The sequence below is a fragment of the Streptomyces sp. NBC_00057 genome, from assembly GCF_045041165.1.
GTDB lineage: Bacteria > Actinomycetota > Actinomycetes > Streptomycetales > Streptomycetaceae > Streptomyces.
Genome location: NZ_CP108256.1, coordinates 4,603,961 through 4,630,317, shown reverse-complemented (window position 1 = coordinate 4,630,317; position 26,357 = coordinate 4,603,961). Strand labels below are relative to the sequence as shown.

Annotated in this window: 20 protein-coding genes; 8 read left to right on the top strand and 12 right to left on the bottom strand. The window is 66.9% G+C overall.

The window, feature by feature from the left end; translation table 11 throughout:
- Positions 1–131 precede the first annotated feature (131 nt).
- From OG953_RS21735 to OG953_RS21715, 5 genes are all read right to left on the bottom strand, one after another.
- Positions 132–1,082, bottom strand: a complete 951-nt coding sequence (locus OG953_RS21735) for an anti-sigma factor family protein (protein WP_405686248.1) — start codon at positions 1,080–1,082, stop codon at positions 132–134.
- A complete protein-coding gene (gene sigM / locus OG953_RS21730; protein ID WP_405686247.1) occupies positions 1,079–1,774 on the bottom strand; it encodes an RNA polymerase sigma factor SigM in 696 nt (231 codons plus the stop codon). The genes OG953_RS21735 and sigM overlap by 4 nt, the downstream gene beginning before the upstream one ends.
- A 172-nt stretch (positions 1,775–1,946) precedes the next feature.
- A complete protein-coding gene (locus OG953_RS21725) occupies positions 1,947–3,668 on the bottom strand; it encodes a protein kinase family protein (protein WP_405686246.1) in 1,722 nt (573 codons plus the stop codon).
- A gap of 128 nt (positions 3,669–3,796) precedes the next feature.
- A complete protein-coding gene (gene murJ / locus OG953_RS21720) occupies positions 3,797–5,956 on the bottom strand; it encodes a murein biosynthesis integral membrane protein MurJ (RefSeq protein WP_405686245.1) in 2,160 nt (719 codons plus the stop codon).
- 49 nt (positions 5,957–6,005) lie between these two features.
- Entirely contained in the window at positions 6,006–8,300 is a 2,295-nt protein-coding gene (locus OG953_RS21715) for a DUF6049 family protein (RefSeq protein ID WP_405686243.1), read from the bottom strand.
- Positions 8,301–8,483: 183 nt separating this feature from the next.
- On the opposite strand from OG953_RS21715, the gene OG953_RS21710 reads away from it, so the two are divergent.
- Complete coding sequence (locus tag OG953_RS21710; protein ID WP_405686240.1) at positions 8,484–9,926, top strand: CCA tRNA nucleotidyltransferase; 1,443 nt, start codon at positions 8,484–8,486, stop codon at positions 9,924–9,926.
- 131 nt (positions 9,927–10,057) lie between these two features.
- On the opposite strand, the gene OG953_RS21705 is transcribed toward OG953_RS21710, so the two are convergent.
- The 3 genes from OG953_RS21705 to OG953_RS21695 all read right to left on the bottom strand — a co-directional run bounded on the left by OG953_RS21705 (position 10,058) and on the right by OG953_RS21695 (position 13,302).
- On the bottom strand, positions 10,058–11,326 hold the full coding sequence (locus OG953_RS21705) for an MFS transporter (RefSeq protein ID WP_405686239.1): 1,269 nt from the start codon (positions 11,324–11,326) through the stop codon (positions 10,058–10,060).
- A 124-nt stretch (positions 11,327–11,450) separates the two neighbouring features.
- Positions 11,451–12,533 (bottom strand): inositol-3-phosphate synthase, encoded by a 1,083-nt coding sequence (locus OG953_RS21700; RefSeq protein WP_351207251.1) that lies wholly within the window; start codon positions 12,531–12,533, stop codon positions 11,451–11,453.
- Positions 12,534–12,594: 61 nt separating this feature from the next.
- On the bottom strand, positions 12,595–13,302 hold the full coding sequence (locus tag OG953_RS21695; protein WP_405686237.1) for a helix-turn-helix transcriptional regulator: 708 nt from the start codon (positions 13,300–13,302) through the stop codon (positions 12,595–12,597).
- Positions 13,303–13,691: 389 nt separating this feature from the next.
- On the opposite strand from OG953_RS21695, the gene OG953_RS21690 reads away from it, so the two are divergent.
- Together OG953_RS21690 and OG953_RS21685 are read left to right on the top strand one after the other, a co-directional pair.
- Positions 13,692–16,397: a transglycosylase domain-containing protein gene (locus tag OG953_RS21690; protein ID WP_405686236.1), complete on the top strand. Its 2,706-nt coding sequence runs from the start codon at positions 13,692–13,694 to the stop codon at positions 16,395–16,397.
- A 118-nt stretch (positions 16,398–16,515) separates the two neighbouring features.
- Positions 16,516–18,009, top strand: a complete 1,494-nt coding sequence (locus tag OG953_RS21685; protein ID WP_405686234.1) for a glycosyltransferase family 87 protein — start codon at positions 16,516–16,518, stop codon at positions 18,007–18,009.
- 51 nt (positions 18,010–18,060) lie between these two features.
- Here OG953_RS21685 and OG953_RS21680 read toward each other — a convergent pair whose 3' ends face one another.
- The 3 genes from OG953_RS21680 to OG953_RS21670 all read right to left on the bottom strand — a co-directional run bounded on the left by OG953_RS21680 (position 18,061) and on the right by OG953_RS21670 (position 20,861).
- Positions 18,061–19,092, bottom strand: coding sequence for an alanine racemase (locus OG953_RS21680; RefSeq protein ID WP_405686232.1), 1,032 nt, complete (start codon positions 19,090–19,092; stop codon positions 18,061–18,063).
- A gap of 105 nt (positions 19,093–19,197) precedes the next feature.
- Entirely contained in the window at positions 19,198–20,316 is a 1,119-nt protein-coding gene (locus OG953_RS21675) for a lipid II:glycine glycyltransferase FemX (protein ID WP_383975471.1), read from the bottom strand.
- 230 nt (positions 20,317–20,546) lie between these two features.
- Positions 20,547–20,861 (bottom strand): hypothetical protein, encoded by a 315-nt coding sequence (locus OG953_RS21670; protein WP_405686230.1) that lies wholly within the window; start codon positions 20,859–20,861, stop codon positions 20,547–20,549.
- A 277-nt stretch (positions 20,862–21,138) separates the two neighbouring features.
- On the opposite strand from OG953_RS21670, the gene rpsF reads away from it, so the two are divergent.
- The 4 genes from rpsF to rplI all read left to right on the top strand — a co-directional run bounded on the left by rpsF (position 21,139) and on the right by rplI (position 22,854).
- On the top strand, positions 21,139–21,429 hold the full coding sequence (gene rpsF / locus OG953_RS21665) for a 30S ribosomal protein S6 (protein WP_015609864.1): 291 nt from the start codon (positions 21,139–21,141) through the stop codon (positions 21,427–21,429).
- 74 nt (positions 21,430–21,503) lie between these two features.
- Entirely contained in the window at positions 21,504–22,109 is a 606-nt protein-coding gene (locus OG953_RS21660) for a single-stranded DNA-binding protein (protein ID WP_405686228.1), read from the top strand.
- A 43-nt stretch (positions 22,110–22,152) separates the two neighbouring features.
- Entirely contained in the window at positions 22,153–22,389 is a 237-nt protein-coding gene (gene rpsR, locus OG953_RS21655; RefSeq protein ID WP_003967857.1) for a 30S ribosomal protein S18, read from the top strand.
- 18 nt (positions 22,390–22,407) lie between these two features.
- Positions 22,408–22,854, top strand: a complete 447-nt coding sequence (gene rplI, locus OG953_RS21650; RefSeq protein ID WP_093895069.1) for a 50S ribosomal protein L9 — start codon at positions 22,408–22,410, stop codon at positions 22,852–22,854.
- Between the two features lie 90 nt (positions 22,855–22,944).
- On the opposite strand, the gene OG953_RS21645 is transcribed toward rplI, so the two are convergent.
- On the bottom strand, positions 22,945–24,282 hold the full coding sequence (locus OG953_RS21645) for an MATE family efflux transporter (protein WP_405686226.1): 1,338 nt from the start codon (positions 24,280–24,282) through the stop codon (positions 22,945–22,947).
- Positions 24,283–24,741: 459 nt separating this feature from the next.
- Here OG953_RS21645 and dnaB point away from each other — a divergent pair, with 459 nt between their 5' ends.
- Positions 24,742–26,220 (top strand): replicative DNA helicase, encoded by a 1,479-nt coding sequence (gene dnaB / locus OG953_RS21640; RefSeq protein WP_114245536.1) that lies wholly within the window; start codon positions 24,742–24,744, stop codon positions 26,218–26,220.
- Positions 26,221–26,357: the final 137 nt, after the last annotated feature.

Sequence of the window (26,357 nt, the reverse complement as noted above, 5' to 3'; positions counted from 1 at the left end):
GTTTCTTCCTCGTCTCTGCAGACTGCCTACTGTCCACGCCTACTGGGGCCGGTTCAACGACTCTCACCCCACCCAACGGATCCTACGGGGGATGCATTCCCGACGTGCCGGGGCGGCGTCCGGTGCGATTCTCAGGGGCGCGTGTAGGCGTGAGTCAGCAGTAGCTTCCCCTTGGCAGGGGGCTTTTCCCGGACGCAGGCCGCGTCGACGACATACGCCAGGACGCGGGTCGCGTCGGAGGGGTGCGGCAGGACGACGAGGAAGGCGTCCGCGCCTTCATAGGTGCCTTCCTCCACGGCGAGGGCCGCAGTCGTCCGCCCGATGCCCTGCTTCACACAGGTTGGGACGGACACGGCGGGTGCGCGCAATGGCGCTCGGGATGATTCGGACCCAGGAGAGTCGCTCTTGGGCGTCGACTGCGCCTCGACGGATGGCGCCTGCTTCTCGGCGTCGACACCGTCTGAACTCGACGGCTTCGTGCCGGCACTCAGAAGGAGCGTCTGCACCTGGCCTTCGAGCGTGGACTCCGAGAAGGCTGCTGCACCCTTTGCCGCGGAGCTGGAGCCGCGGTCCGCCGCCTTGACGCTGGCGGCCTCCTGGGACGGCTGAAGGCTCTGCAGCATGAAGACGCTCACGCCGACCACGGCTGCACCGAGAGCGGTGCCGAGTACGGCTGCGCGGCGGCGTCGCCGGACTGGTCGGCGGCCGGGGCCGGTAGTTGCCCTGGGATGCCCTGCGGGGCGGGCCGAGGAACTGGGCTCTGCGTCCGGCTTCGGTGCCACGGACAGTTCTGTTTCACGTGAAACATGCGCCGAGCCAGTGGGTGCAGTGGTGCTGAGGGCTTCGGCGGCGAGTGCAGCGTCGATGCGGCCTGCGACATCATCGGGCATGTGCTGTGGCGCGGGCACAGTGCCGAGCAGCTCGCGAATCTCTATGAGTGAGGCATGGACATCGCTGCAGAGTTCGCAGTCATCCACATGGCCGCGTACCTCTGCTGCGTGTGACGGCGGGAGCAGCCCTTCCGTGAGATCGGAGATCTCCGAGACAGCCGGGTGCTGGGTCGTGTCGGTCGTTGATGTCATGTGCGCCCACCTCCGCCCTTCACTGCAGCAGGATCGCTTGTCCCCGCATCCCTCGGCCCCGATGCGGGTGGGACGGATGCGCGCGGCGTCCGGTTCCTTCCCGCGGTGGGTTCATCGGCCTCACTGCGGAGGTGAGTGAGCAGAGGGGCCAGCCGGGCTCTGCCCCGTGCACAGCGGCTCTTCACGGTGCCTGTCGGTACATCGAGGATGCGTGCAGCCTCGGCCACGGGGTAGCCCTGCATATCCACGAGGACAAGTGCGGCACGCTGCTCGGCGGGGAGAGTGGCGAGTGCGGCCAGGAGCTCGCGGTGCAGATCCTGGCGCTCTGCCGGTGCCTCTGCGGACTCGTGCGGCTCAAGGAGCTGCTCGAACCGTTCGGTGTTATCGACCGGTGAGGTCTTGCGGGTGGCCGCCTTGCGGACCCGGTCGAGGCAGGCATTGACGGTGATGCGGTGCAGCCAAGTGGTGACGGCGGACTGGCCGCGGAAGGTGTGGGCGGCCCGGAAAGCGGAGACCAGGGCGTCCTGGACGGCGTCGGCGGCTTCCTCGCGGTCGCCCAGGGTCCGGAGTGCCACGGCCCACAGCCGGTCGCGGTGGCGCCGTACAAGCTCGCCGAAGGCGTCGGTTTCACCGGCCACATGGCGAGCGAGGAGGTCTGAGTCGCTGAGTGGTTCTGACGGCTCGGCGGCCACCTCCCCCTCCCTCCCTCTCTCTGCGTCAAGGTGCGTCTGTCTATCACGATTCAGTGAGCAGGGGCAGAGGGCAGTGGATGCACAGTCCGACGTGGGGATGCGATTGACTGCGCCGGTCGGGCCGGTTGCGCGAAAGGCCGGTGGGAGGGGGGGCTCCCACCGGCCGTCCTCGTCAGCTGAGTACGGAGATCTCCGAGATTCCGCCCCGGTAGCCGTCGGCTGTTCCGTCCGACGGCAGTTCGGTGACATGGATCAGGACATAGCGGGTCCGTACGGGCTTGTCCAAGGTCGTCTTCAGATCGCTTCCCACGGTTCCGAGCTTCGTGAGGCGCTGAGGGAAGTCCGAGACGGACGACGGGGCGGAAGCGCTGGCATCGGCTGCGAGCACTTCGGCCTTCTGCCCGCTGCGGTACATCTCGACCTTGATGCCGGCGACATCCTGAACACTGCCCAGATCGACGACTATGCCGCTGCCCTCCTTACGGCTCGGGATGTTGCCGAAGTTCGCGTAACCCCTGTAGCGGTAAGTGATCCAGGCGGTACTCGCATCGCCGTCGATGGCCTTAGATGCGTCCTCCGGCTTCATTCCCGAACCACTGGGCATGAACTCCGTCGCATCGGCGATCCGTAGCGGCTTGAGCGGGGCCGGGGCCCTGTTGTCGCCGTTCTTCGGGGTGGTCTGTGTGGTGCCGTCGGTCCCCGAGTCGTTCCGGCGGTCGATGAGCGCTTCGGCGAGTTGCCAGCTGCCGAGGCCCAGGGCGGCAATGAGCAGCGCGGACACTGCCCACTTGAGGGCCTTGCCGGTGCGGCTCTGGAGCGGTGGCGGCGGTACGGCCATGACGGGCTGCGTCACGGGAACGCCGGGGCCTGCGGGCGGACGCCCGTAGCTGCCCTGCTGGTAGGTCGTGCGCTGGTACTCGGGCGGAGCCGTGAAGGTGGGCTCCGGCGGGCGGATGCGGGGCATCGCGGCAACGGCCTTGGCCAGCTCGTCCGGGGTGGTGCACGGCTGCTCCTGCCGGGAGGCAGTGGCGCCGTCATTGACGAGTGCACGCATGGCGAGCTCGGAGAGGCCGCGGTGGACGCCGGCCCGCACCTGGTCGGGGGCGATCAGCCCCACTCCCTTGGGCAGGCCGGACAGGCCGTAGGCGTCGGTCTCGTATGGCCAGCGCTGGGTCAGCGCGGCGTAGAGCAGAGCACCGATCGCCTCGGTGTCCGCACGCTGTGGGCCGTCTGCGGTGATACCCCGCAGGGCGGCGTTCACCGCGAGGCCGCGGATCCGGTACTGCCCGGTCGAGCTCCGCAGCACCGCGCCCGGGGTGAGCCTCAGATGCGCGAGACCTTCTCGATGAGCGGCTGCCATGGCCTGGGAGACCTGGCTGACGAGCTGGTACGCGTCGTGCGCGTCCATCGGCCCCGCGACCAGCAGAGAAGTGAGCTCGGTGGCGTCGGGGAGCCATTCATGGACGACATAGACAAGGTCGTCCTCCTCCACCGCGTCGAGTACCTGCACGAAGCGCGGGTCACCGAGCAGAGCGGAGGAGCGAGCTGCGGCCAGCACGGAGCGGGCTCGGGGGTGGTCGGCGGGGAGCAGATGCACGCCCACCGCGCGGCGCAGTTTCTCGTCGACAGCGCGCCAGCTGCTGAATCCGTCCAGACGGGTGACGCACTCTTCGAGCCGGTAACGTCTGGCGAGTTTGTGCCCGCTGTGCAGATCCGGGGTCGGCAGGGTGGCCTCGGTGCTGATGCGCTCACCGTCCGTGTTCTGCGGCTTTGTGCCCGTTGTGTCCTGAGCTTCTGCCGTTCCGTCGGTCGTGGCCTCGTCCGCCTTGGCGGCCAGCGGTTCATCACCGCTGTTGTCGGCCACGTCGACGGCAGCCGTGCTACGTTCCGCCACCGTCGTTCCTGCCTCCCCATCCGTTGCGCGATGCCAGCCAGCTCTGCACAGTCACGCCAATTGTGCCCACACTCCGGCGCTATGCACGACACGCAAAGGGCGGTGATGGTTGTGCGGGCCAGCGATCCTCAGCGCCCGAGCCGTCCTCGGACCATGCCGACCATGCCGTTGATCTCTTCGATCCGCATCCGCTTGGCGGCGACGAAGAAGACGCCCAGCAGAACGGTCCCCCCACAGATCAGCGCGACGAGCGACCCGAAGGCGCCTTCGCCGAGGCCCAGGAGAACAGCGAAGCCGACGCCGCCGCCGAGCACCGCTGCCGGGATGGCAGCGAGGCACAGACGGGCGTAGGTGCGTACGACGTGGGCGCCGTCCAGATCGCCGCCCAGCCGGTTGCGCAGCCGTCGCCAGGCGATGCCCACGCCGACGGCGTAGGCGAGTCCGTACGAGGCAGCCATGCCGACTACGGCCCACTGGGCCGGCAGAACCATGTAGCAGAGGGCCGAGGCGGCCGCGTTGACTGCGGCGACGATGACCGTGTTGTAGAAGGGCGTCCGGGTGTCCTCGTAGGCATAGAAGCCGCGCAGCACCACGTACTGCACGGAGTACGGGATCAGGCCGAGACCGAAGGCCATGAGGATGAAGCCCATGGAGCGGGCGGCTTCGGTGCCTGCGGAGGCGTACAGGAGGGTGCACATCGGCAGGCCGAGGGCGAGGAACATGAAGGCCACCGGCACGATCGCCACGGCCGAGTTCCGCAGCCCCTGAGAGATGTCGTCGCGGACTGCGCCCGGGTCGTTGTCGTGGGCGGCGCGGGAGATGCGGGGCAGCAGGGCCGCCATGACCGACACGGTGATGATTGCCTGCGGCATGCCCCAGATGAGCTGGGCGTTGGAGTACGCGAGGATGCCGGTGCCGTCCTTGCCGGACAGTTTGCCCGCCGAGGTCGCGAGCTGAGTGACGACGAGCACGCCCGCCTGGTTGGCCAGGACGAACAGGACGGTCCACTTGGCCAGCTTGATCGTCTTGCCGAGCCCGTGCCCCTTCCAGTCGAAGCGCGGGCGGAAACGGAAGCCGGCCTCACGCAGGTACGGGACCATGGCCAGGGCCTGGACGACCAGACCGAGCAGCGTGCCGATGCCCAGCAGGCGGACGCCCTCCGGCGGGATCGTCTGGACCCCCATCTGGGATTCGGCGGAGGTGCCGTAGACCCAGATGAACATGCCGAAGGTGAAGATCATGACAATGTTGTTGAGGACCGGGGTCCACATCATCGCGCCGAATCTGCCGCGGGCGTTGAGGATCTGGCCCATCACGACATGCACGCCCATGAAGAAGATGGTCGGCAGGCAGTACCGGGCGAACGTCACGGCGACGCTGTTGGCCGCCTCGTCCCTGGCGATCGTCGGCGACATCATGTGGATCAGCAACGGAGCGGCGAATACCGCGATCGCGACGATCACACCGAGCGCGACCATCACGAGAGTCAGCAGCCGGTTGGCGTAGGCCTCGCCCCCGTCCTCGTCGTCCTTCATGGATCGCACGAGCTGGGGAACAAAGACCGAGTTCAGCCCGCCACCGACGGTGAGGATATAGATCATCGTCGGCAGGGTGTACGCGATGGTGAAACTGTCGCCGAGCAGTGCCGCACCGAGCGCGGCGGTGATCACGAGGCTGCGGACGAATCCGGTGAGCCGGGAGACGAGCGTTCCGGCCGCCATCACCGCACTGGACTTCAGCAGGCCGGAGGCCCGGCCGCCGGACTTGGGCGGTGCGGGCGCCGGGGCCGGTTCGGGCTCCGTCGGAACGGGGGAGGATCCTGCCGGGCCCTCCTGGTCCCGGAACAGGTGCGCGAAGGCATCCGGCTGCTCGTGGTCCTGGGACGCCTGGCTGACGAGATCGTCCACCCCGACGAACTGGGTGGTCGCCGGGTCATCGCCGTACGGCAGGTGTCGCGACGGGCCGTCGGGCTCGGGCGGCGGGGTCTGCGCCCAGATACGCGGGTCGGGTGCGTACTGTGCCGCGGGCGGCTGCTGGTAGAGCGGCTGGGGCTGCTGGTAGGTGCCAGGGGGTGGCGGCGGGTGCGCGGCGCGGTCGTACAGCGCCTCGGTCACCGGGTCCTGGACGGACAGATCCTGGGACCGGTAGGGATCGTGGTCGTACGCGGTCTGGAGGTACGGATCGGGTGTCGGCGGAACCTGGCCCGGTCCGGGCGGCATCGGGGGCCCGCCGGAAGACCCGGCTCCGTCCGCACCCTGACCGCGGTCACCGTCGTACGGCGCGTTCATCGAAACCCCACCTCATTGTCCCCGGCCGACAGGCCACGACAGACATCGCTCAACGTTCCACTTTCTCACCCGAGCCCGACGGCTCCCCGTTTTCCGGACCGGTGTCCGGGGTCGGGTCACTCGGCTGCTCGGGTTCACCGCCGTCGTCCCCGGGCGCGCCGCCGGCGTTGGCACGCTTGCGATGGGTGTACATCCTGATGCCTGCGAGGACCAGAAGCAGCAGCCCGCCGGCGATCACCAGCAGCACGGTCGGGGTGAGCTCGGAGACCTTCACGGTGAAGGCCATCTCTTCGCCGTACGGTGTGCCGTCCTCGGTGTAGAGCTGTGCGGTCATCTGCACCTGGCCATTGACGTTGGCCGCGGCGTCGAACTTCACGGACTGGCTGTGGCCGCCGGCGATTCGGATCGGCTGCTCCGCCACGGCCCCGCCGTTGTTCAGCTTGAGCCGGGTCGCGTTCTCCGACTTCAGCCGGAGGACCAGATGGTCCACGCCCTGCAACAGCCTGTTCTGCACGGTCACCGGAATCGTGGCGCTGCGGCCGGACAGGGTGACGTCCGACTTCGAGATGAGCTGGACCTCGTTGATGAGGCCCTGCAGATAGGTGCGTACCGAGTCCCGGAACTGCTGGGCCTCCAGCGGCTTGCCACGCCACGACGTCGACATGGATCGGTTGACTGCGTTGCCGAAGGGAGTCACCACCCGCTCGGGATGGGTGAGGATGACCTGGAAGTTGTTGAGCGAGACCTGGGTGGACTTGATGTCCTGGAACGCCTGGGTGGGCAGCTCCTGGCTGCGGAGCTTCTTCGGGTACTGCGATGACCCGGGGACACTGGTCGTCGCGTCCGCGTCGGGCTTCTCCTCGGCCGCGTCCACGAGCCCGAGGGGCTCTGTCCAGCGTTCGTCGTCGAGGGCGTGCAGGGCGACGGCCATCGACTGGGCCTGTGCGACAGTCGGCATTCGCTGCGGTGCGACGACGATGCTTCGTTCCGTGTCCGTGTCCTGCTCGGTCAGAGCGAGGGTCAGAGCGAGGAACTTCTGCACGGCGAGGGTGGAGTTCCCCGCCTTCGACATATCGCCCTGGAAGGCCGTGGAGAGCCGGGCGTCGGAGACGACCGCGGTCGTGCCGCCGCCGATCGGCCGGGCCGCGGTCGGCGTGTACGGCAGACCGCTGGTCTCCTGGAGGCTGTCGCTGCGGGCGATCACGTTGTGGGCGCCCGCCGAGGTGGCGACATCGACGATCGACGGGTCGATCGCTCCGTCGACGGGCCATGCGAAGTCGGTCGACGGCTTCACATGCAGGATGGTCTGCACCGTTGTCCCGGCCACCTCCGTGGCGGTCTGCAGGTGGCTGAGGGTGCCCGACACGTTCTTGCCGCGGTGTGCGATGGACGCCAGATCGGGGTCGGCGAACGGCAGCGCGATGACCGTGCCGTCCGAGACCGCGGCCTCCAGCGACGTGAGCCACTCCTTGGCGACGGCCTGGTTCTTCCCGGCGACGGTGGTGTCGCCGGACTTGACGCGGTAGTTCCTCGCCATCGCATCGACGCTGGCCAGCAGATCCGGGTCGATGACCCACGTCACGGGCAGCTGGCTGCCCAGCGAGACCAGCTGTTCGAGGCGTCCGCCCGGAGCGAGTTCGGCGGCCAGGTCGTCGTCTGCGAACACAGGCGTCTGCTGATCGTCGGAGCCGGTCTCGGCAGTGACATGGGGCGATGCGATGAGCGGCCAGAGATAGGTGACCTTCGTCTTGGAGTCACGCTCCTCTTCCTGCCAGGGCAGGAAGGTGCGCTGGATTCCCAGAACCTGGTACGGGGCCCGGGACGTCTGCCCCGACAGCGATACGCCGAGCTGGTAGACGCCGTCGTCGCCGAGTCCCAGTTTGCCGACCGGGACGGACAGCGTGAAGTCCTGGCTCACTCCGGAAGGGAGCTTCGCGAACTTCACCGTGTACTTGCCGCCGAGCGGGGCGGGGTCGCTGCCGAGGACGTACTCGGTGCGCTTGGCAGCGGTATCGATCTGCGTCCTGCCGACGAGCTTCGGGCCCACTCGCAGGTCGACCTTCGCCTGCGTGATCGTGTCCTTGCCCTTGTTGGTCACGGTGCCGGAGACGGTCAGCGTGTCCCCCTTCACCGGTGCGCTCGGAGCGACCGTGTTCAGGGACACACTGACTGTTTCGGAGCCGGTTGGGGCCTTGGCGGTCCCGTCGGCCTGTGCGGCGGATGCGGCCGGTCCGGCCAGCAGAGCTGCGACGAGCGGCGCCCCGATGATCAAGGAGGCTGTGCGCCGCAGCCACCGGCGGGCAGGAGAGGGACCGATCCCCTGAATGTCTGCCGCCTCGGCCACGCGCCTACCCGTCCCTCGTCGTCGTCAGCTGGTGTCGATGGTTGTCGGTTGTTGCGTCCCCGCATGGTAACGATGTACGCGGGTGCCAAGTGCTGTGGAGTCCGCTACATGATCGGAAGAGTCTCGCAGGGCGGGACGAAACCAGGACGACCGGGCCGGTCCGGGCACGTACCCTTTTCTGTTGTGTCGAACGCCAATGAAGACAGCTCCCGTGCCCTGACCCAGGTGCAGCACCGCGCAGTCAGTGAACTGCTGCGGGTGTCCCCGGTCGCCGACGACCTCGCCCGCCGTTTCCAGGATGCCGGATTCAGCCTCGCCCTGGTCGGCGGCTCGGTCCGGGATGCGCTTCTCGGCAGGCTCGGGAACGACCTGGACTTCACGACCGACGCCCGCCCCGAGGCCGTGCTGAAGATCGTCCGGCCGTGGGCCGACTCGGTATGGGAGGTCGGGATCGCCTTCGGCACCGTGGGTGCCCAGAAGGACGGCTACCAGATCGAGGTCACCACGTACAGGTCGGAGGCGTACGACAGGACCTCGCGCAAGCCCGAGGTGTCCTACGGCGATTCCATTGAGGAAGACCTCGTCCGTCGTGACTTCACGGTCAACGCGATGGCAGTAGCGCTTCCGCAGAAGGACTTCATCGATCCTCACGGCGGTCTTGAGGACCTGGCCGAGCGTGTACTGCGCACTCCCGGCACCCCCGAGGAGTCGTTCTCCGACGATCCGCTGCGCATGCTGCGTGCTGCTCGCTTCGCCGCGCAGCTGGACTTCTATGTCGCCCCCGATGTGGTCACGGCGATGACGGAAATGGCCGGGCGCATCGAAATCGTCTCCGCCGAGCGGGTCAGGGAGGAGCTCAACAAGCTGCTGCTCTCCGCCAACCCCCGCAAGGGTCTGGCGCTGCTCGTCGACACGGGGCTGGCGCAGCAGGTGCTGCCGGAGCTCCCCGCTCTGCGTCTGGAAAGTGACGAGCATCACCGTCACAAAGATGTCTACGAGCACTCGCTGACCGTCCTGGAGCAGGCGATCGACCTGGAGGAGGACGGCCCTGATCTGGTTCTGCGTCTTGCGGCTCTCCTCCATGACATCGGCAAGCCGAGGACGCGGCGCTTCGAGAAGGACGGGCACGTCTCGTTCCATCACCACGAGGTGGTGGGCGCCAAGATGGTCAAGAAGCGGATGGCCACGCTCAAGTACTCCAACGACATGGTCAAGGACGTCTCGAAGCTCGTGGAGCTTCATCTGCGCTTCCATGGCTACGGCGACGGCGAGTGGACCGACTCCGCGGTGCGCCGGTATGTGCGTGATGCGGGGCCCCTGCTGGAGCGGCTGCACAAGCTGACCCGCTCGGACTGCACCACGCGGAACAAGCGCAAGGCTGCTGCTCTCTCGCGGACCTATGACGGGCTTGAGGAGCGCATTGCGCAGCTGCAGGAGCAGGAGGAGCTGGATGCCATCCGGCCCGACCTTGACGGCAACGAGATCATGAAGACCCTGGGTGTCGGTCCTGGGCCGGTTATCGGCAAGGCCTACGCGTTCCTGCTGGAGCTGCGGCTGGAGCACGGGCCGATGGAGCATGACGTGGCGGTCGAGAAGCTCAAGAAGTGGTGGGCGGCGCAGAGCTGAGATCGCTGGAGGCTCGATCGGCAGGGCGAGGGCCGGGTCGCGGTCATGTTTCACGTGAAACATGACCGCGACCCGATACGGCGAGGGGCGCTGTTTCACGTGAAACAGCGCCCCTCGCCGTATCGCGCACGCTAGAGCGGCCTGTCGGCACGGCTCCACCGGAACAGCAGTACGGCGATGACCGCATAGAGCACGGCTACCCCGATCACCACCGCGAAGGACTGACCGTCAGGGGGCAGCATCAGAGCGGAGGCTGCGGCAGCGCCCACGAATGCCACGTTGAACAGCACGTCGTAGAGGGAGAAGACCCGGCCGCGGAAGGCATCGTCCACCGAGGTCTGCACCACCGTGTCCGTCGCGATCTTTGACCCCTGGGTGACGAGGCCGAGGATAAATGCCGCGACGAGTACCGGTACGGGGATGAACCACAGCCCCAATGCGGGTTCGAGGACGGCGGCCGCCGCCGCGCACACCGCCATCCAGCGGAATCGGCCGAGCCGCCCCACCGCCCAAGGTGTCACCACGGCTGCCGCGAAGAACCCCGCACCGGAGATCGCCACAGCCAGTCCGAGGAGGGCCAGGCCTTCGGATTCGCTGTCGGACCAGGCGTACCGGCATAACATCAGCACCATCACGGTCAGTGCCCCGTAGCAGAAGCGGATCACGGTCATGGCGGCCAGCGCCCGGGTCGCTTGCTTCCGTCCCGCGAGATGGCGCAGTCCGTCGGCGAGTCCCCGTGTGGTGATGACCAGAGCCTCACTCAGCCGGATGCGGGCCGCGTCCTGATCCGGTCCTAGGAGCCCGGTGGCAAGGCTCAGGGATGCCAGCGCCGAAGCGAGGTAGAGAGCCGCGCCCAGCAGTACCACCGCCGCATCGGAGTCGGCGAGTACCAGCCGCACGATGAAGGCGAGGCCACCGCCGGCCGTGGCGGCGAGCGTGCCCGCGGTCGGTGAGAGCGAGTTCGCCACCACCAGTCGGTCCCTGTCGACGACACGCGGCAGCGCGGCCGAGAGCCCGGCCAGCACAAAACGGTTGACCGCGGTGATGCACAGTGCCGAGGCGTAGAAGAGCCAGTCGGATGCGGGGCCGAGGATCAGGAGTGCGGTGCAGCAGGCGAGTGCGGCGCGCAGCAGGTTGCCGTACAGGAAGACCTGACGGCGCGGCCAGCGGTCCAGCAGGACGCCGGCAAAGGGGCCGACGAGCGAGTACGGCAACAGCAGCACGGCCATTGCGGAGGCGATGGCCCCCGCCGACGCCTGTTTCTCCGGAGAGAAGACGACATGAGCCGCCAGCGCCACCTGGTAGACGCCGTCGGCCGACTGGGAGAGAAGTCGCACGGCGAGCAGACGACGGAAGTTCCGAAGGCGCAGAAGTACGCGCAGATCACCTACGACAGGCATGTGATCAAGAGTCACATACGTTGAGGGTCCCCGGGCGGATTACCCGGGGACCCTCAACGGTGCGGAAGGGAAGGAGCGTTGCCGCTCATCACCGAGCCGCGCCGACGCGCCGTGTCCGGTCGCGTCAGTTGGCGACCTCGCCCCTGATGAACTTCTCGACGTTCTCGCGGGCCTCGTCGTCGAAGTACTGGACCGGCGGGGACTTCATGAAGTACGAGGACGCGGAGAGGATCGGGCCACCGATGCCGCGGTCCTTGGCGATCTTCGCGGCGCGCACGGCGTCGATGATGACACCGGCGGAGTTCGGGGAGTCCCAGACCTCGAGCTTGTACTCCAGGTTCAGCGGAACGTCACCGAAGGCGCGGCCCTCGAGGCGCACGTACGCCCACTTGCGGTCGTCCAGCCAGGCCACGTAGTCCGACGGACCGATGTGGACGTTGTCCGCACCGAGCTCGCGGTCACGGATCTGGGAGGTGACAGCCTGCGTCTTGGAGATCTTCTTGGACTCCAGGCGCTCACGCTCGAGCATGTTCTTGAAGTCCATGTTGCCGCCGACGTTCAGCTGCATCGTGCGGTCCAGGATGACGCCCCGGTCCTCGAAGAGCTTCGCCATCACGCGGTGCGTGATGGTGGCGCCGACCTGCGACTTGATGTCGTCGCCGACGATCGGGACACCGGCCTCGGTGAACTTGTCCGCCCACTCCTTGGTGCCGGCGATGAAGACCGGGAGAGCGTTGACGAACGCGACCTTGGCGTCGATGGCGCACTGCGCGTAGAACTTCGCAGCGACCTCGGATCCGACCGGCAGGTAGCAGACGAGGACGTCGACCTTACGGTCCTTGAGGACCTGGACGATGTCGACCGGGGCCTCGGCCGACTCCTCGATGGTCTGACGGTAGTACTTGCCCAGGCCGTCGTGGGTGTGGCCGCGCTGGACAGTGACGCCGGCGTTCGGCACGTCGCAGAGCTTGATGGTGTTGTTCTCGCTGGCACCGATGGCGTCCGCGAGGTCGAGGCCGACCTTCTTCGCGTCGACGTCGAAGGCGGCGACGAACTCGACGTCCCGCACGTGGTAGTCGCCGAACTGGACGTGCATCAGACCGGGCACCTTGCCGGCCGGATCGGCGTCCTTGTAGTACTCGACGCCCTGGACCAGCGAGGCGGCGCAGTTGCCCACGCCGACGATGGCTACGCGAACCGAACCCATTCCGGTTGCTCCCTGTGTGTAATGGATGTTCCCGATGAAGCCCCGCGGATCTGCGGGGACCTCACTTTGAGGTGTCGTCGGACGGATCCGGCGGGGTGTTACCCCGGTGCCGGGGCAGGCCGTCCTTCTCTCCTGCTGTGTTCTGCTGAGCTTGGCTCCCGGGCGAGGACCGTCGCTGATCCCGTCCCGACCGCTCGCTCTCGATGAGCTCGTTCAGCCAGCGCACTTCGCGCTCCACGGACTCCATGCCGTGTCGCTGCAGCTCAAGTGTGTAGTCGTCGAGGCGCTCGCGGGTGCGGGCCAGAGAGGCCCGCATCTTCTCCAGGCGCTCCTCCAGCCGGCTGCGCCGGCCTTCCAGCACTCGCATCCGCACCTCGTGCTCCGTCTGCCCGAAGAAGGCGAAACGGGCTGCGAAGTGCTCGTCCTCCCAGGAGTCGGGCCCGGTGTGGGAGAGCAGCTCCTCGAAGTGCTCCTTACCTTCTGTCGTCAGCCGGTAGACGATCTTGGCGCGGCGCCCGGCCAGCGAGGAGGCGGGGGCGACCGCGCGGCTGGTAGCAGGCGGAAGGGCGGCCGGGGAACTTCCCGGCTCCTCGATCAACCAGCCGTTGGCGACCAGCGTCTTGAGGCAGGGGTAGAGGGTGCCGTAGCTGAAGGCGCGGAAGATCCCCAACGAGGTGTTGAGACGTTTGCGCAGCTCGTACCCGTGCATCGGGGATTCGCGGAGCAGACCGAGAACGGCGAATTCGAGGATGCCTGAGCGTCTGCTCAATTTCGCCTCCTCCTTCTCCGAGTGCTCCTGCGGAGTCCTGTGCTGAGCTGATGTACCGAGCTGATGTATCGACTCGATACATCATGACGATAGATCGGTCGTCGCGCTGCGACAAGAGGGGTCATCGTGAACGGCGTCACATCGTGAATTCGTAGGCACCGACTTGCGTCGTTTGGGGTGAAGTTCGGCCCTAGGAGGGTTTTGACCGTGCGTAGTCTGTGCGGCATGCAGAGCACCGGGAACCGTGAGACGCCTGTGCGCGTCAGTCTTCGCGGACTAGCCGAATGCACTGCGGATGAGCCTGTCGCAGGGTTGGTCCGTAATTCGGGGGGACCGGATCTCAACTGCCGCTTCCAGGCGTTCTCGCCTGCCCGAGGAGTAGTCGTTCCATGAGCGAGCACCGTCGCAAGACGCCGCAACCGCAAGGTGGCGGGCGTGCAGCGACCAGACGAGCCGCCCAGCAGTCCTCAGGACGCCGCGCCGCTCCGTCACGCGGAGTAACTTCCGAGTCACCTTCCGAGTCTCCTTCCGGTTCGTACGGCGGGGACAGCCCGTACGGCGGACGCGCCGAGGCGAGACGAGCCGCCCAGCGCGGCGGCGGGAGCCGTGGCGGCGGCGGTGGTCGTCGTCGCGGCGGTGGTGGCGACAGCGGACACGAGGGCCCGGGCAGGGGACGTGGCCGCGGTGGTCAGCGTCCTGTCAAGAAGCGCTTCATCGACTATCCGCGCGCCGGGAAGTACGGCGTGCGGCGCTGGGTGCCGTCGTGGAAGCTGGTCTCCAGCCTCTGTATCAGCTTCCTGGGCCTGCTCATGGGCCTGGCCGGCCTCGCTTACGCGATGGTCGACACACCCAAGGTGAAAGACACCGCGGAAGCGCAGAACAACGTCTATTTCTGGGACGACGGCAAGCAGATGGTCGCCACGGGCGGTGAGGTCAACCGCCAGATCATCGGTTACGAGCAGATCCCCGAAGCCATGCGGAACGCGGTCATCTCGGCTGAGAACAAGTCCTTCGAGCATGACATGGGCATCGACCCCATGGGCATCGCCCGTGCCCTGTTCAACATGGCCAGGGGCGGCCAGACCCAGGGTGGCTCGACGATCACCCAGCAGTACGTGAAGAACTCGTTCCTTTCTCAGGACCAGACCTTGAGCCGGAAGTTCCAGGAACTCTTCATCACGCTCAAGGTCACCAACGAGACGGACAAGAAGGACATCATCCGTGACTACCTGAACATCTCCTCCTACGGGCGAGGGGCCTCAGGGATCCAGGCGGCGGCCCGTACGTACTACAACAAGGACGCCGAGGACCTGAACCCGAGCGAGTGTGCGTTCCTGGCCACGCTGCTCAAGGGCCCTACCTACTTCGACCCGGCGGGCGTCCCCGAGGTGGATCCGGAGCAGGCCACCAAGGAGAAGAACACCGCGCGGGCCAAGGAACGGTGGGAGTGGATCCTCGACGAAGAGGTGGAGGACAAGCGCCTCTCGAAGGCGGAGCGCGACAAGTACACCGAGTTCCCGATGCCCGTTCCGCCGAAAAAGAGCGCCCAGCTGGGCGGTCAGACCGGCTACCTGGTCGACCTCGCCAAGTCGTACGCCCTCAACAACGTCAAGGGTATGACGGCGGACAAGCTGGCCCGGGGCGGCTACGAGATCCACACCACGTTCAACAAGAAGAAGGTCGACGAGCTCGACGCTGCGGTCAAGAAGGTCTACGACAGCAAGATCGATCCGGAGAAGCGTCCTGAGACGGATACGCACGTCCAGTTCGGCGGCGGGTCGGTGGATCCCAAGACCGGTGCCATCGTGGCGATCTACGGCGGTCAGGACGCGACCAAGCACTACACCAACAACGCCAACCCCACAGGTGCGCAGGTCGGTTCGACCTTCAAGCCGTTCGTGCTGGCGGCAGCGATGGAGTACGGCAAGCGCGACCCCTTGCTCGGGCCGGACCAGGGTGATTCGCAGCGCGACAAGGTCTCGCCGCTGAGCATCTACAACGCCGACGACAAGCTGAAGATCAAGGAATACAACGGCCAGATCTGGACCGACGAGAACGGCAAGCAGTGGCTGCAGGCCAACGACGGCCATGAGTCGAGGGGCAACATCACCCTTCGTGAGGCGATGCAGTGGTCCGCCAACTCCCCGTACGTCCAGCTCGGCATGGACGTCGGCACCGACAAGGTGAAGGACGTCGCCATTGCCGCCGGTCTCAAGGACGACGACAGCATGGCGGATTCGCATGTGCCGTCGTTCTCCATCGGTACGTCCTCGCCCAGTGCGATCCGTATGGCCGGTGCGTACGCGACCTTCGCCGCCAGCGGACAGAAGCGCGAGCCCTACTCGGTCACCGAGGTGAAGCTCAAGGGCGACACCATCTACCGGCACAAGGACGACCGCAAGCGCGCCTTCGATGCCGACATCGCCGACAACGTCACCGACGTCCTGAAGAACGTCGTCGAGAAGGGAACCGGTACCCCCGCGCAGCTCCCCGGCCGTGACGTGGCGGGCAAGACGGGTACGACGGACGACAACAAGTCGGCCTGGTTCGTCGGCTACACCCCGCAGCTGTCCACGGCCATCAGCATGTACCGGCTGGACGACGACGAGAAGAACACGGACCGCAAGTTCGAGAAGATGTACGGCACGGGTGGTGAGGAGACGATCCACGGTGCCTCGTTCCCGGCCCAGATCTGGCACGACTACATGGCGGAGGCGATGCAGGGTCAGAAGGTCGAGACATTCCCGAAGCCGATGCCGATCGGTGAGAAGGTCTACGGTGGCGGCGCGCAGAGCCCCAAGCCGTTGCCCACCGCGGTGGATTCGCCCTCGCCGTCCGCGTCGGCGTCCGAGTCGCCCTCGATGAGCCCGTCCTCGCCGACGCCCGACCCCAGCGACACCTGTAGCGCATGGGACTTGAACTGCCAGAACAACAACGGCGGGACCAATAACGGCGCTGCCAATGGCGGGGCCGCCGGCGGCCCCAGCACCAGCCCGTCGCCGACCTCCTCGTCACCGGGCGGCGGCAACGGCAACGGCAACGGCAATGGCAACGGGGGCGGGAACGGCGGATGGTTCGGGGGACCGGCCGGTTAACGTCCCTCCGGCCGGATAGACCGGAGATCCGGCCGACCGGACCTGGTCAAGGGCCGCCGCACCACATGGTGCGGCGGCCCTCGTCGTTTCCACAGTCCCGTACGGCAGGATGAGCGGCATGCCAAGCGCAGAAGACACGAGTGTGCACCAGGAACGGCCCGTCGTACGGCCCACGCACCAGGACGAGATCGCTGAGGCAGGCAGCGAGCTGATCGGCGGCCGGTCGGGGCGCTGGACACGGCTCGGCAGCACGGCGCTCACGCCCGTGGGCGTCATCGCGCTGGTGGCCCTCGGGATGTTCGCGCTCGGCATGGTGCAGAAGCTGCCCTGCTACAACTGGGCGTGGTTCAGGGGCGCCGGTTCGCAGTACACGCACGCCTGCTACTCGGACATTCCGCATCTCTATGTCGGACGTGGCTTCTCCGACGGTCTCGTGCCGTACTTCGACCGGCTGCCCGGCGACATGGAGTACCTGGAGTACCCCGTCCTGACGGGCTTGTTCATGCAGATCGCGTCCTGGCTGACACCGGGCGGATCCATTCAGCACCGCGAGCAGATGTACTGGATGGTCAACGCCGGCATGCTGATGATCTGCGCCGTCATCATCGCCGTCTGTGTCGCCCGTACACACCGGCGCCGCCCCTGGGACGGACTGCTGGTCGCCCTCGCGCCCGCCTTCGCGCTCACCGCGACGATCAACTGGGATCTGCTGGCCGTCGCGCTGACGGCTGCGGCGATGCTCATGTGGTCCCGGGGGCGGGTGCTGGCGTTCGGCGTTCTCATCGGGCTTGCCACCGCAGCCAAGCTCTATCCCGTGTTCCTGCTGGGGCCGATCTTCGTTCTGTGCTGGCGGGCGGGCAAATGGCGGGAGTTCGCCATGGCGACGCTCGGGGCGGCGGTGTCCTGGCTGGTCGTGAATCTGCCGGTGATGGTCTTCGCACCCGAGGGGTGGAAGAAGTTCTACACATTCAGCGAGGAACGAGGCATCGACTTCGGCTCATTCTGGCTGATCATCACACAGCGCACCGGAAAGACCTTCGAGATCACGACCGTCAACACAGTCTCGACCCTGGTGACGATCCTGCTGTGTGCAGCCATCGGTGCCCTGACGCTGACGGCACCGCGCAGGCCGCGCTTCGCGCAGCTCGCCTTTCTCGTCGTCGCAGCGTTCATCCTCGTCAACAAGGTCTATTCGCCGCAGTACGTGCTGTGGCTGATCCCCCTGGCTGCCCTGGCCAGGCCGCGCTGGCGCGACTTCCTGATCTGGCAGGCGTGCGAGGTCATGTACTTCCTGGGCATCTGGATGTACCTCGCGTACACGACGAGCGGGGACAAACACCAGGGGCTGCCCACGGAGGGGTATCAGCTGGCGATCATCCTGCATCTGCTGGGCACGCTGTACCTCTGCGCCGTTGTCGTACGGGACATCCTCATGCCGGAGCGGGACGTCGTACGACGCGACGGGTCGGACGATCCGTCCGGCGGGGTGCTCGACGGGGCCGAGGACGCATTCGTGCTGGGGCGGGCGGCGCATCCGCCGCGGCATGCCGTTCCCGCCGTCGAGGGGCCGCAGGTGGAATGGGGAGCGGCGCACGGACCGGCCGCCGACTGAGACGGGTCTCTTCAGGGGGCCTCGGCCCCCTGAAGAGCGTCTCGGCGCCTCCTACCGGTCGACGAGGCGGTCGAACTGGGTGGTCGTGTGGCGCAGATGGGCCACCAGCTCGTCGCCGACCTTCGGCTCCTGCGCGTCCGAGGGGACGAACAGGATCGACACCTGCATGTGCGGCGGTTCGGCGAACCAGCGCTGCTTGCCGGCCCAGACGAACGGCGACAGGTTGCGGTTGACGGTGGCCAGGCCCGCGCGGGCGACACCCTTGGCGCGCGGCATCACACCGTGCAGGGCCTTCGGGGCCTCCAGGCCCACACCGTGCGACGTACCGCCGGCGACGACCACCAGCCAGCCGTCCGAGGCGGCCTTCTGCTGGCGGTAGCCGAAACGGTCACCCTTGACGACGCGCGTGACGTCCAGAACGGCGCCCCGGTACTCCGTCGCCTCATGGTCGCCGAGCCACAGCCGGGTGCCGATGCGGGCGCGGAAACGGGTCTGCGGGAACTGCTGCTGGAGCCGGCCCAGCTCCTCGGCGCGCAGATGGCTGACGAACATGGTGTGCAGCGGCAGCCGGGCCGCGCGCAGCCGGTCCATCCAGCCGATGACTTCCTCGACCGCGTCCGAGCCGTCCGTGCGGTCCAGCGGCAGGTGCAGGGCGAAGCCTTCGAGACGTACGTCCTCGATGGCGGCGTGCAGCTGCCCGAGCTCCTCCTCCTTGACACCGTGGCGCTTCATCGAGCTCATGCACTCGATGACGACCCGTGCGCCCACCAGGGCGTGCACGCCGTCCACGGAGGAGACGGACCGGATGACACGGTCGGGCAGCGGTACCGGTTCCTCGCCCCGGCGGAACGGGGTGAGGACCAGCAGATCGCCGCTGAACCAGTCCTTTATGCGGGCCGCCTCATAGGTGGTGCCGACGGCGAGCATGTCGGAACCGAAGCGGATGGCCTCGTCGGCGAGCCGCTCGTGACCGAAGCCGTATCCGTTGCCCTTGCAGACCGGGATGAGGCCGGGGAACTGGTCGAGGACGGATTTCTGGTGCGCCCGCCAGCGCGCGGTGTCGACGTAGAGGGAGAGCGCCATGGCCGGTCCGGAACCCTTCTGGTGGCTGCGGTGTGTGGGAGGTGTGCGGAGTCGAAGTCCCCATTGAAACGAATGAAGCCGGTTTCGTCAGCGGGACGACGCGTATCAGCGGCGCGACATGTAGATGTCGAGCGCCTTGTGCAGCAGCTTGTTGAGCGGAAAGTCCCACTCGCCGATGTACTCGACGGCTTCGCCGCCGGTACCGACCTTGAACTGGATCAGACCGAAGAGGTGGTCCGTCTCGTCGAGCGAGTCGCTGATACCGCGCAGGTCGTAGACGGTCGCGCCCATCGCGTACGAGTCGCGCAGCATGCGCCACTGCATCGCGTTCGAGGGCCGGACTTCGCGCCCGATGTTGTCGGACGCGCCGTACGAGTACCAGACGTGGCCACCGACGACGAGCATCGTCGCCGCGGACAGGTTGACGCCGTTGTGCCGCGCGAAATAGAGCCGCATGCGGTTGGGGTCCTCGGAATTGAGCACCGTCCACATGCGCTGGAAATAAGAGAGCGGGCGCGGCCGGAAGTGATCGCGGACCGCGGTGATCTCGTACAGCCGCTGCCATTCGGCGAGGTCCTCGTAACTGCCCTGGACGACCTCGACGCCGGCCTTCTCGGCCTTCTTGATGTTGCGTCGCCACAGCTGGTTGAAGCCCTTGAGGACGTCTTCGAGCGACCGGTTGGCCAGCGGGACCTGGAAGACATAGCGCGGCTGTACGTCACCGAATCCGGCGCCGCCGTCCTCGCCCTGCTGCCAGCCCATCTTCCGCAGCCGATCCGCGACTTCGAAGGCGCGCGGCTCGATGTGGGTGGCCTCGACATCGCGTAGACGCTTCACATCGGGGTCCTGGATACCGGACTTGATGGCGGCCGCGTCCCAGCGGCGGATGACGACCGGCGGGCCCATCTTCACGGAGAAGGCGCCCTGCTGCTTGAGATGCGCCAGCATCGGCTGCAGCCAGTCGTCAAGGTTGGGGGCGTGCCAGTTGATGACCGGGCCCTCGGGAAGGTACGCGAGGTACCGCTTGATCTTGGGCAGCTGGCGGTACAGCACCAGACCGGCACCGACCAACTCGCCGCTCTTGTCGAACCATCCCAGGTTCTCGGAGCGCCATTCGGTCTTCACATCAGCCCACGCCGGGACCTGGCAGTGACTCGCCGCAGGCAGATTCTGGATGTACGCCAGATGCTGCTCTCGGCTGATGGTCCTCAGGGTCAGGCTCATGCGGGGCGCTCCTCGGCAGGTGTGTCCCCATCGGTCAGGGGCTCCGGCTCTCGCGCCGAAGCCTACTGCGACCGGGGAGCGCGCAGTCTGGCCCTATGGGACCTTGTCGGTCCGTCCCGCCGGGACCCGGATGGCCCCGTTCTTGTACGGGGAGCGGCGCCAGGCCCCTGAGCGGGGTCCTCGCGCCGAGCCCGTGCGTCCGGTTGTGGTCTGGTTGTGTCTGTCTCGAATCAGCCCACCACGCCGCCGAAGAGGCCGCCGTGGGCCATGCCGAGGAAGAACCCGATGGCGGATGCGCCCAGGCCGATGATCAGCGGGAACCTCTCGCGCGTGGTCACCGAGACGTACTGCCCGTACGCAGCCGTGAGGATCCCGATGAGTCCGGCCCACGAACTGATCAGATGCAGGCTGTGGAACATCGCCGTCACGAAGGCGAGCGCACCGAGGACCAGAGTCACCACCACCAGAGTTTGCTGGAGTCGATGGGGCTTGCCGTCCGTGGCGAGAAGGGATACGGGAGGACGGGGCCGAATTGCCTGTGCCATGGAGTACCTCCTGGCCGAAAGGCGGCGCATCGTGGCGCCGCTCACACCCGATGTGTACAGATTGCGTCTCCTGAGCACCGGATTTCAACCGGAAGCCGGTGTGCGGGTAGTCTGTAACGTCTGCACCGGTGTCTGCCCAGGCCAGCACGTCAGCCCCTCTCGACAGAGGGCGCTGTCAGTGGCGGCTGTTTTACTCGGAGACACTGTTGCTTACGCATCACGACCCTCCTGCCACGGAACGACCGTGGCCGCTGAGTCCAAAGGAGGTGGGTTCCACATGCGTCACTACGAGGTGATGGTCATCCTCGACCCCGATCTCGAGGAGCGCGCTGTCTCCCCGCTGATCGAGAACTTCCTCTCCGTCGTCCGTGAGGGCAACGGAAAGGTTGAGAAGGTCGACACCTGGGGCCGTCGTCGTCTCGCTTACGAGATCAAGAAGAAGCCCGAGGGCATCTACTCGGTCATCGACCTGCAGGCCGAGCCTGCGGTCGTCAAGGAGCTCGACCGCCAGATGAACCTGAACGAGTCGGTCCTCCGGACCAAGGTCCTCCGTCCCGAGATCCACTGAGCATCTAGCTCAGCGGTCATCGGGTTCGAGTAGCAGCAAGCAGCCAGAAGCAATCCCCGCCGAGAGGTTCACCCATGGCAGGCGAGACCGTCATCACGGTCGTCGGCAATCTCGTCGACGACCCCGAGCTGCGCTTCACCCCGTCCGGTGCGGCGGTCGCGAAGTTCCGTGTCGCGTCCACTCCCCGCATCTTCGACCGGCAGACCAATGAGTGGAAGGACGGCGAAGGCCTGTTCCTCACCTGCTCGGTCTGGCGGCAGGCGGCGGAGAACGTCGCCGAGTCGCTTCAGCGAGGCATGCGCGTAGTCGTGCAGGGCCGGCTGAAGCAGCGGTCGTACGAAGACCGCGAGGGCGTCAAGCGCACGGTCTATGAGCTGGACGTCGAGGAAGTCGGCCCCAGCCTCAAGAACGCTACGGCCAAGGTCACCAAGACCACCGGTCGCGGTGGTCAGGGCGGCCAGGGTGGATACGGCGGCGGCCAGCAGGGCGGCGGCAACTGGGGCGGCGGTCCCGGTGGCGGTGGCCAGCAGGGTGGCGGCGGCGCTCCCGCCGACGACCCGTGGGCCTCGAGCGCGCCCGCCGGCGGCCAGCAGGGCGGAGGCCAGCAGGGCGGCGGAGGCGGTTGGGGCGGAAGCTCCGGCGGCTCCGGCGGCGGCTACTCGGACGAGCCTCCCTTCTAGGGCAGCTCGTACTCCCACTTCTTGATCACACAGGAGAAACACCATGGCGAAGCCGCCTGTGCGCAAGCCTAAGAAGAAGGTCTGCGCGTTCTGCAAGGACAAGACCCAGTACGTGGACTACAAGGACACGAACATGCTGCGGAAGTTCATTTCCGACCGCGGCAAGATCCGTGCCCGCCGCGTGACCGGCAACTGCACGCAGCACCAGCGTGACGTCGCCACGGCAGTCAAGAACAGCCGTGAGATGGCGCTGCTGCCCTACACGTCCACCGCGCGATAAGGGAAGGGTGACCGAATCATGAAGATCATCCTCACCCACGAGGTCTCCGGCCTCGGTGCTGCGGGCGACGTCGTCGACGTCAAGGACGGGTACGCCCGTAACTACCTGGTTCCGCGTGGCTTTGCCATCCGCTGGACCAAGGGTGGCGAGAAGGACGTGGCGCAGATCCGCCGCGCCCGCAAGATCCACGAGATCGCCACGATCGAGCAGGCCAACGAGATCAAGACCAAGCTCGAGGCCGTGAAGGTCCGTCTGGCCGTTCGCTCCGGCGACGCCGGCCGTCTCTTCGGCTCCGTGACCCCGGCCGACATCGCCTCGGCGATCAAGGCTGCTGGTGGCCCCGACGTCGACAAGCGTCGCGTCGAGCTCGGCTCGCCGATCAAGACGCTCGGCGGACACCAGGTGTCCGTGCGTCTGCACCCTGAGGTCGCTGCGAAGCTCGGCATCGAGGTCGTTGCTGCCTAAGGGCACAGCTCACCAGAGCAGGTGAAGGGTCGTACCCCACGGGGTACGGCCCTTTGCTGTTTCACGTGAAACGGGGTGTCGGTCGGTGGCTCAGCGGGTGGCTCCGGTGACGATCCACTTGCCCGATCGGGTGCGCAGCGAGAGCGTCACCATGCGGACGGCCATCATCAGGGCCATTGCCCACCACAGCGCGGTCAGGCCGCCGCCGAACGTCGGCACCAGCAGGGCGGCAGGGGCGAAGGCGGCCAGAGTGACGAGCATGGCCCAGGCCAAATACCGCCCGTCTCCGGCACCCATCAGCACTCCGTCCAGGACGAAGACCACGCCGGCGATCGGCTGGGACAGCGCCACCACCAGCAGCGCCGGGAACAGGGTGTCCTGAACGGACTGGTCGCCGGTGAACAGGGGCACGAACAACGGCCGGGCAAGGACGATCAGTGCCCCGAACACCACCCCGGAAGCGATGCCCCACTGGACCATGCGGCGGCATGCCTCGCGTGCGCCCTTGGCGTCGTCGGCTCCCAGGTAGCGGCCGATGATGGCCTGCCCTGCAATGGCGATGGCGTCGAGGGCGAAGGCCATGAGGTTCCAGAGGGAGAGGATGATCTGGTGCGCGGCGATCTCGGTGTCGCCGAGGCGGGCGGCGACGGCTGTGGCGATCATCAGCACGGCACGGAGCGACAGGGTACGGACCAGCAGCGGAATGCCTGCCTGGGCGCTGGCCTTGATGCCTTCGGCGTCGGGCCGCAGCGAGGCGCCGTGCCGACGTGCTCCCCGTACCACCACGATGAGATAGGCGGCAGCCATGGCGATCTGTGCGATCACAGTGCCCCAGGCCGATCCGGCGATGCCGAGCCCGGCTCCGTAGACGAGTCCTGCATTGAGGGCTCCGTTGGCCGCGAAGCCTCCGATGGCGACATAGAGCGGGGTTCGGGTGTCCTGCAGGCCGCGGAGTACACCGGTCGCGGCCATCACCACGAGCATGGCCGGGATACCGAGGCTGGAGATCCTCAGATACGTGGTGGCGTAGGGGGCTGCGGTGTCGGAGGCACCGAAGACGTCCACGAGCCAGGGCGCTGTGGGGAGCGCGATGGCGATGACCAAGATGCCGAGCAGTAGGGCCAGCCAGATGCCGTCCATGCCCTGCCGGATCGCGGAGGCCAGATCGCCCGCTCCGACCCGCCTCGCCACCGCCGCGGTGGTGGCGTACGCGAGAAAGACGAAGACGCTGACGGCGGTGGTAAGCAGGGCTGCGGCGACGGCCAGGCCGGCCAGCTGCGGTGTGCCGAGATGGCCGACGATGGCACTGTCGACCATTACGAAGAGCGGCTCGGCGACGAGCGCGCCGAAGGCAGGGACGGCCAGCGAGATGATCTCACGGTCGTGCCGTTGACGACTGGGCGGCAGAGGTGCCGGGGCCTGGATCACGGGGGCCAATCTAATCTTCCACAGGTAATGGATGCAATGTCTGTGCAGTCCTTACATCTATTGCTGCTCGGTATTCTCTCGTGCGCTGTTTGTCGTGATCTTGTGCTGACTCGGAAAGTTTTTCTCCCCCACAGCCCGTGGATGGAGAAACTCCAGGTCAGAGCCTTGATGGTGTGGGTGTTATGAGTTTGTCCACAGTGCTGTCCCCCGCTCCGTGCACAGGTTCCGCAGAGTTCTCCACAGCATCTGGTCCGTCGTCCACATGCCCTGTGGATAACCAGATTGGCTGACGGTGCTGAGCGGCCTACCGTGGTCCGGCGCCCGCACCCCGTTCCGGCTCTGGAACCCCGCAGAACTCGACGTGCCGGAACCGGAGTCGGGCGTCTTGTTTGTCGGTGCTGTGCCGTAAGAAAGAGTGGCACGGCGAGGTCCGCGGAGCGGACGGGAGGAGGTGGCCCGGTGAGCATTCCCGAGCCTTTGGACGACCCCTGGGCCGACACTGGTCCCAGTGACCGTCTACCCGTTTCCCGCCAGCGCCGCGGCGAAGGCCGGGACCGCGGCGAGCAGCACGAACGCGGCAGGGAGAGCGGCGGATGGGAGGGCGGTTCCCCCGGTTTCGAGCGGGTGCCGCCCCAGGACCTCGATGCCGAGCAGTCGGTCCTCGGCGGCATGCTCCTGTCCAAGGACGCCATCGCCGACGTCGTGGAGATCATCAAGGGACACGACTTCTACCGACCCGCCCACGAGACCGTCTACCAGGCGATCCTCGACCTCTATGCCAAGGGGGAGCCGGCCGACCCGATCACGGTGGCGGCCGAACTGGTCAAGCGCGGCGAGATCACCAAGGTGGGCGGAGCTCCGTATCTGCACACCCTCGTCCAGTCCGTGCCGACCGCGGCCAACGCTTCGTACTACGCGGAGATCGTCCACGAACGGGCGGTCCTCAGGCGGCTCGTCGAAGCCGGGACGAAGATCACGCAGATGGGATACGCGGCCGACGGCGATGTCGACGACATCGTGAACTCCGCGCAGGCCGAGATCTACGCCGTCACAGAGCAGCGCACCAGCGAGGACTACCTGCCGCTCGGCGACATCATGGAAGGCGCTCTCGACGAGATCGAGGCGATTGGTTCGCGCAGCGGTGAGATGACCGGGGTGCCGACCGGCTTCACCGACCTCGACGCCCTGACGAACGGCCTGCACCCGGGCCAGATGGTCGTCATTGCGGCCCGTCCGGCCATGGGTAAGTCCACTCTGGCGCTGGATTTTGCACGGGCCTGTTCGATCAAGAGCAACCTGCCCAGCGTGATCTTCTCCCTCGAAATGGGGCGCAACGAGATCGCGATGCGACTGCTCTCGGCCGAGGCGCGAGTCGCGCTGCACCACATGCGTTCCGGCACCATGACCGACGAGGACTGGACGCGGCTGGCTCGCCGGATGCCGGATGTCTCGGCAGCCCCCCTCTACATCGACGACTCCCCGAACCTCTCCATGATGGAGATCCGGGCGAAGTGCCGTCGGCTCAAGCAGCGCAACGACCTCAAGCTCGTGGTCATCGACTATCTGCAGCTGATGCAGTCCGGCGGCTCGAAGCGTGCCGAGAGCCGCCAGCAGGAGGTCTCGGACATGTCCCGAAACCTCAAGCTGCTCGCGAAGGAGCTGCAGCTCCCGGTCATCGCGCTCTCCCAGCTGAACCGTGGCCCCGAACAGCGCACGGACAAGAAGCCGATGGTCTCCGACCTGCGTGAATCCGGATCCATCGAGCAGGACGCCGACATGGTGATCCTGCTGCATCGCGAGGATGCGTACGAGAAGGAGTCCCCCCGCGCCGGCGAGGCCGACCTGATCGTCGCCAAGCACCGTAACGGCCCGACGGCGACGATCACTGTTGCCTTCCAGGGGCACTACTCGCGCTTCGTGGACATGGCACAGACCTGAGCAGGCGGTTTGTAGGTTTCCAGATCCCGTGGCCACTTTCCACCGGCGATGGCCACCGCGTGGCCAATAGGACACAAGGCTGGAAATCATGCCGAGTGAGTGAGTAGTTCCCCCCTTCGTGTACAGGACCTCCCCAG

What these genes read in the sequence shown, in the direction of transcription:
- rplI (WP_093895069.1), top strand. Translation starts at nt 22,408, where the DNA reads ATGAAGATCATCCTCACCCACGAGGTCTCCGGCCTCGGTGCTGCGGGC.
- OG953_RS21735 (WP_405686248.1), bottom strand. Translation starts at nt 1,082, where the DNA reads ATGACATCAACGACCGACACGACCCAGCACCCGGCTGTCTCGGAGATC.
- OG953_RS21670 (WP_405686230.1), bottom strand. Translation starts at nt 20,861, where the DNA reads ATGGCACAGGCAATTCGGCCCCGTCCTCCCGTATCCCTTCTCGCCACG.
- rpsR (WP_003967857.1), top strand. Translation starts at nt 22,153, where the DNA reads ATGGCGAAGCCGCCTGTGCGCAAGCCTAAGAAGAAGGTCTGCGCGTTC.
- OG953_RS21680 (WP_405686232.1), bottom strand. Translation starts at nt 19,092, where the DNA reads ATGGCGCTCTCCCTCTACGTCGACACCGCGCGCTGGCGGGCGCACCAG.
- OG953_RS21685 (WP_405686234.1), top strand. Translation starts at nt 16,516, where the DNA reads ATGCCAAGCGCAGAAGACACGAGTGTGCACCAGGAACGGCCCGTCGTA.
- murJ (WP_405686245.1), bottom strand. Translation starts at nt 5,956, where the DNA reads ATGAACGCGCCGTACGACGGTGACCGCGGTCAGGGTGCGGACGGAGCC.
- OG953_RS21705 (WP_405686239.1), bottom strand. Translation starts at nt 11,326, where the DNA reads ATGCCTGTCGTAGGTGATCTGCGCGTACTTCTGCGCCTTCGGAACTTC.
- rpsF (WP_015609864.1), top strand. Translation starts at nt 21,139, where the DNA reads ATGCGTCACTACGAGGTGATGGTCATCCTCGACCCCGATCTCGAGGAG.
- OG953_RS21700 (WP_351207251.1), bottom strand. Translation starts at nt 12,533, where the DNA reads ATGGGTTCGGTTCGCGTAGCCATCGTCGGCGTGGGCAACTGCGCCGCC.
- OG953_RS21660 (WP_405686228.1), top strand. Translation starts at nt 21,504, where the DNA reads ATGGCAGGCGAGACCGTCATCACGGTCGTCGGCAATCTCGTCGACGAC.
- OG953_RS21690 (WP_405686236.1), top strand. Translation starts at nt 13,692, where the DNA reads ATGAGCGAGCACCGTCGCAAGACGCCGCAACCGCAAGGTGGCGGGCGT.
- OG953_RS21675 (WP_383975471.1), bottom strand. Translation starts at nt 20,316, where the DNA reads ATGAGCCTGACCCTGAGGACCATCAGCCGAGAGCAGCATCTGGCGTAC.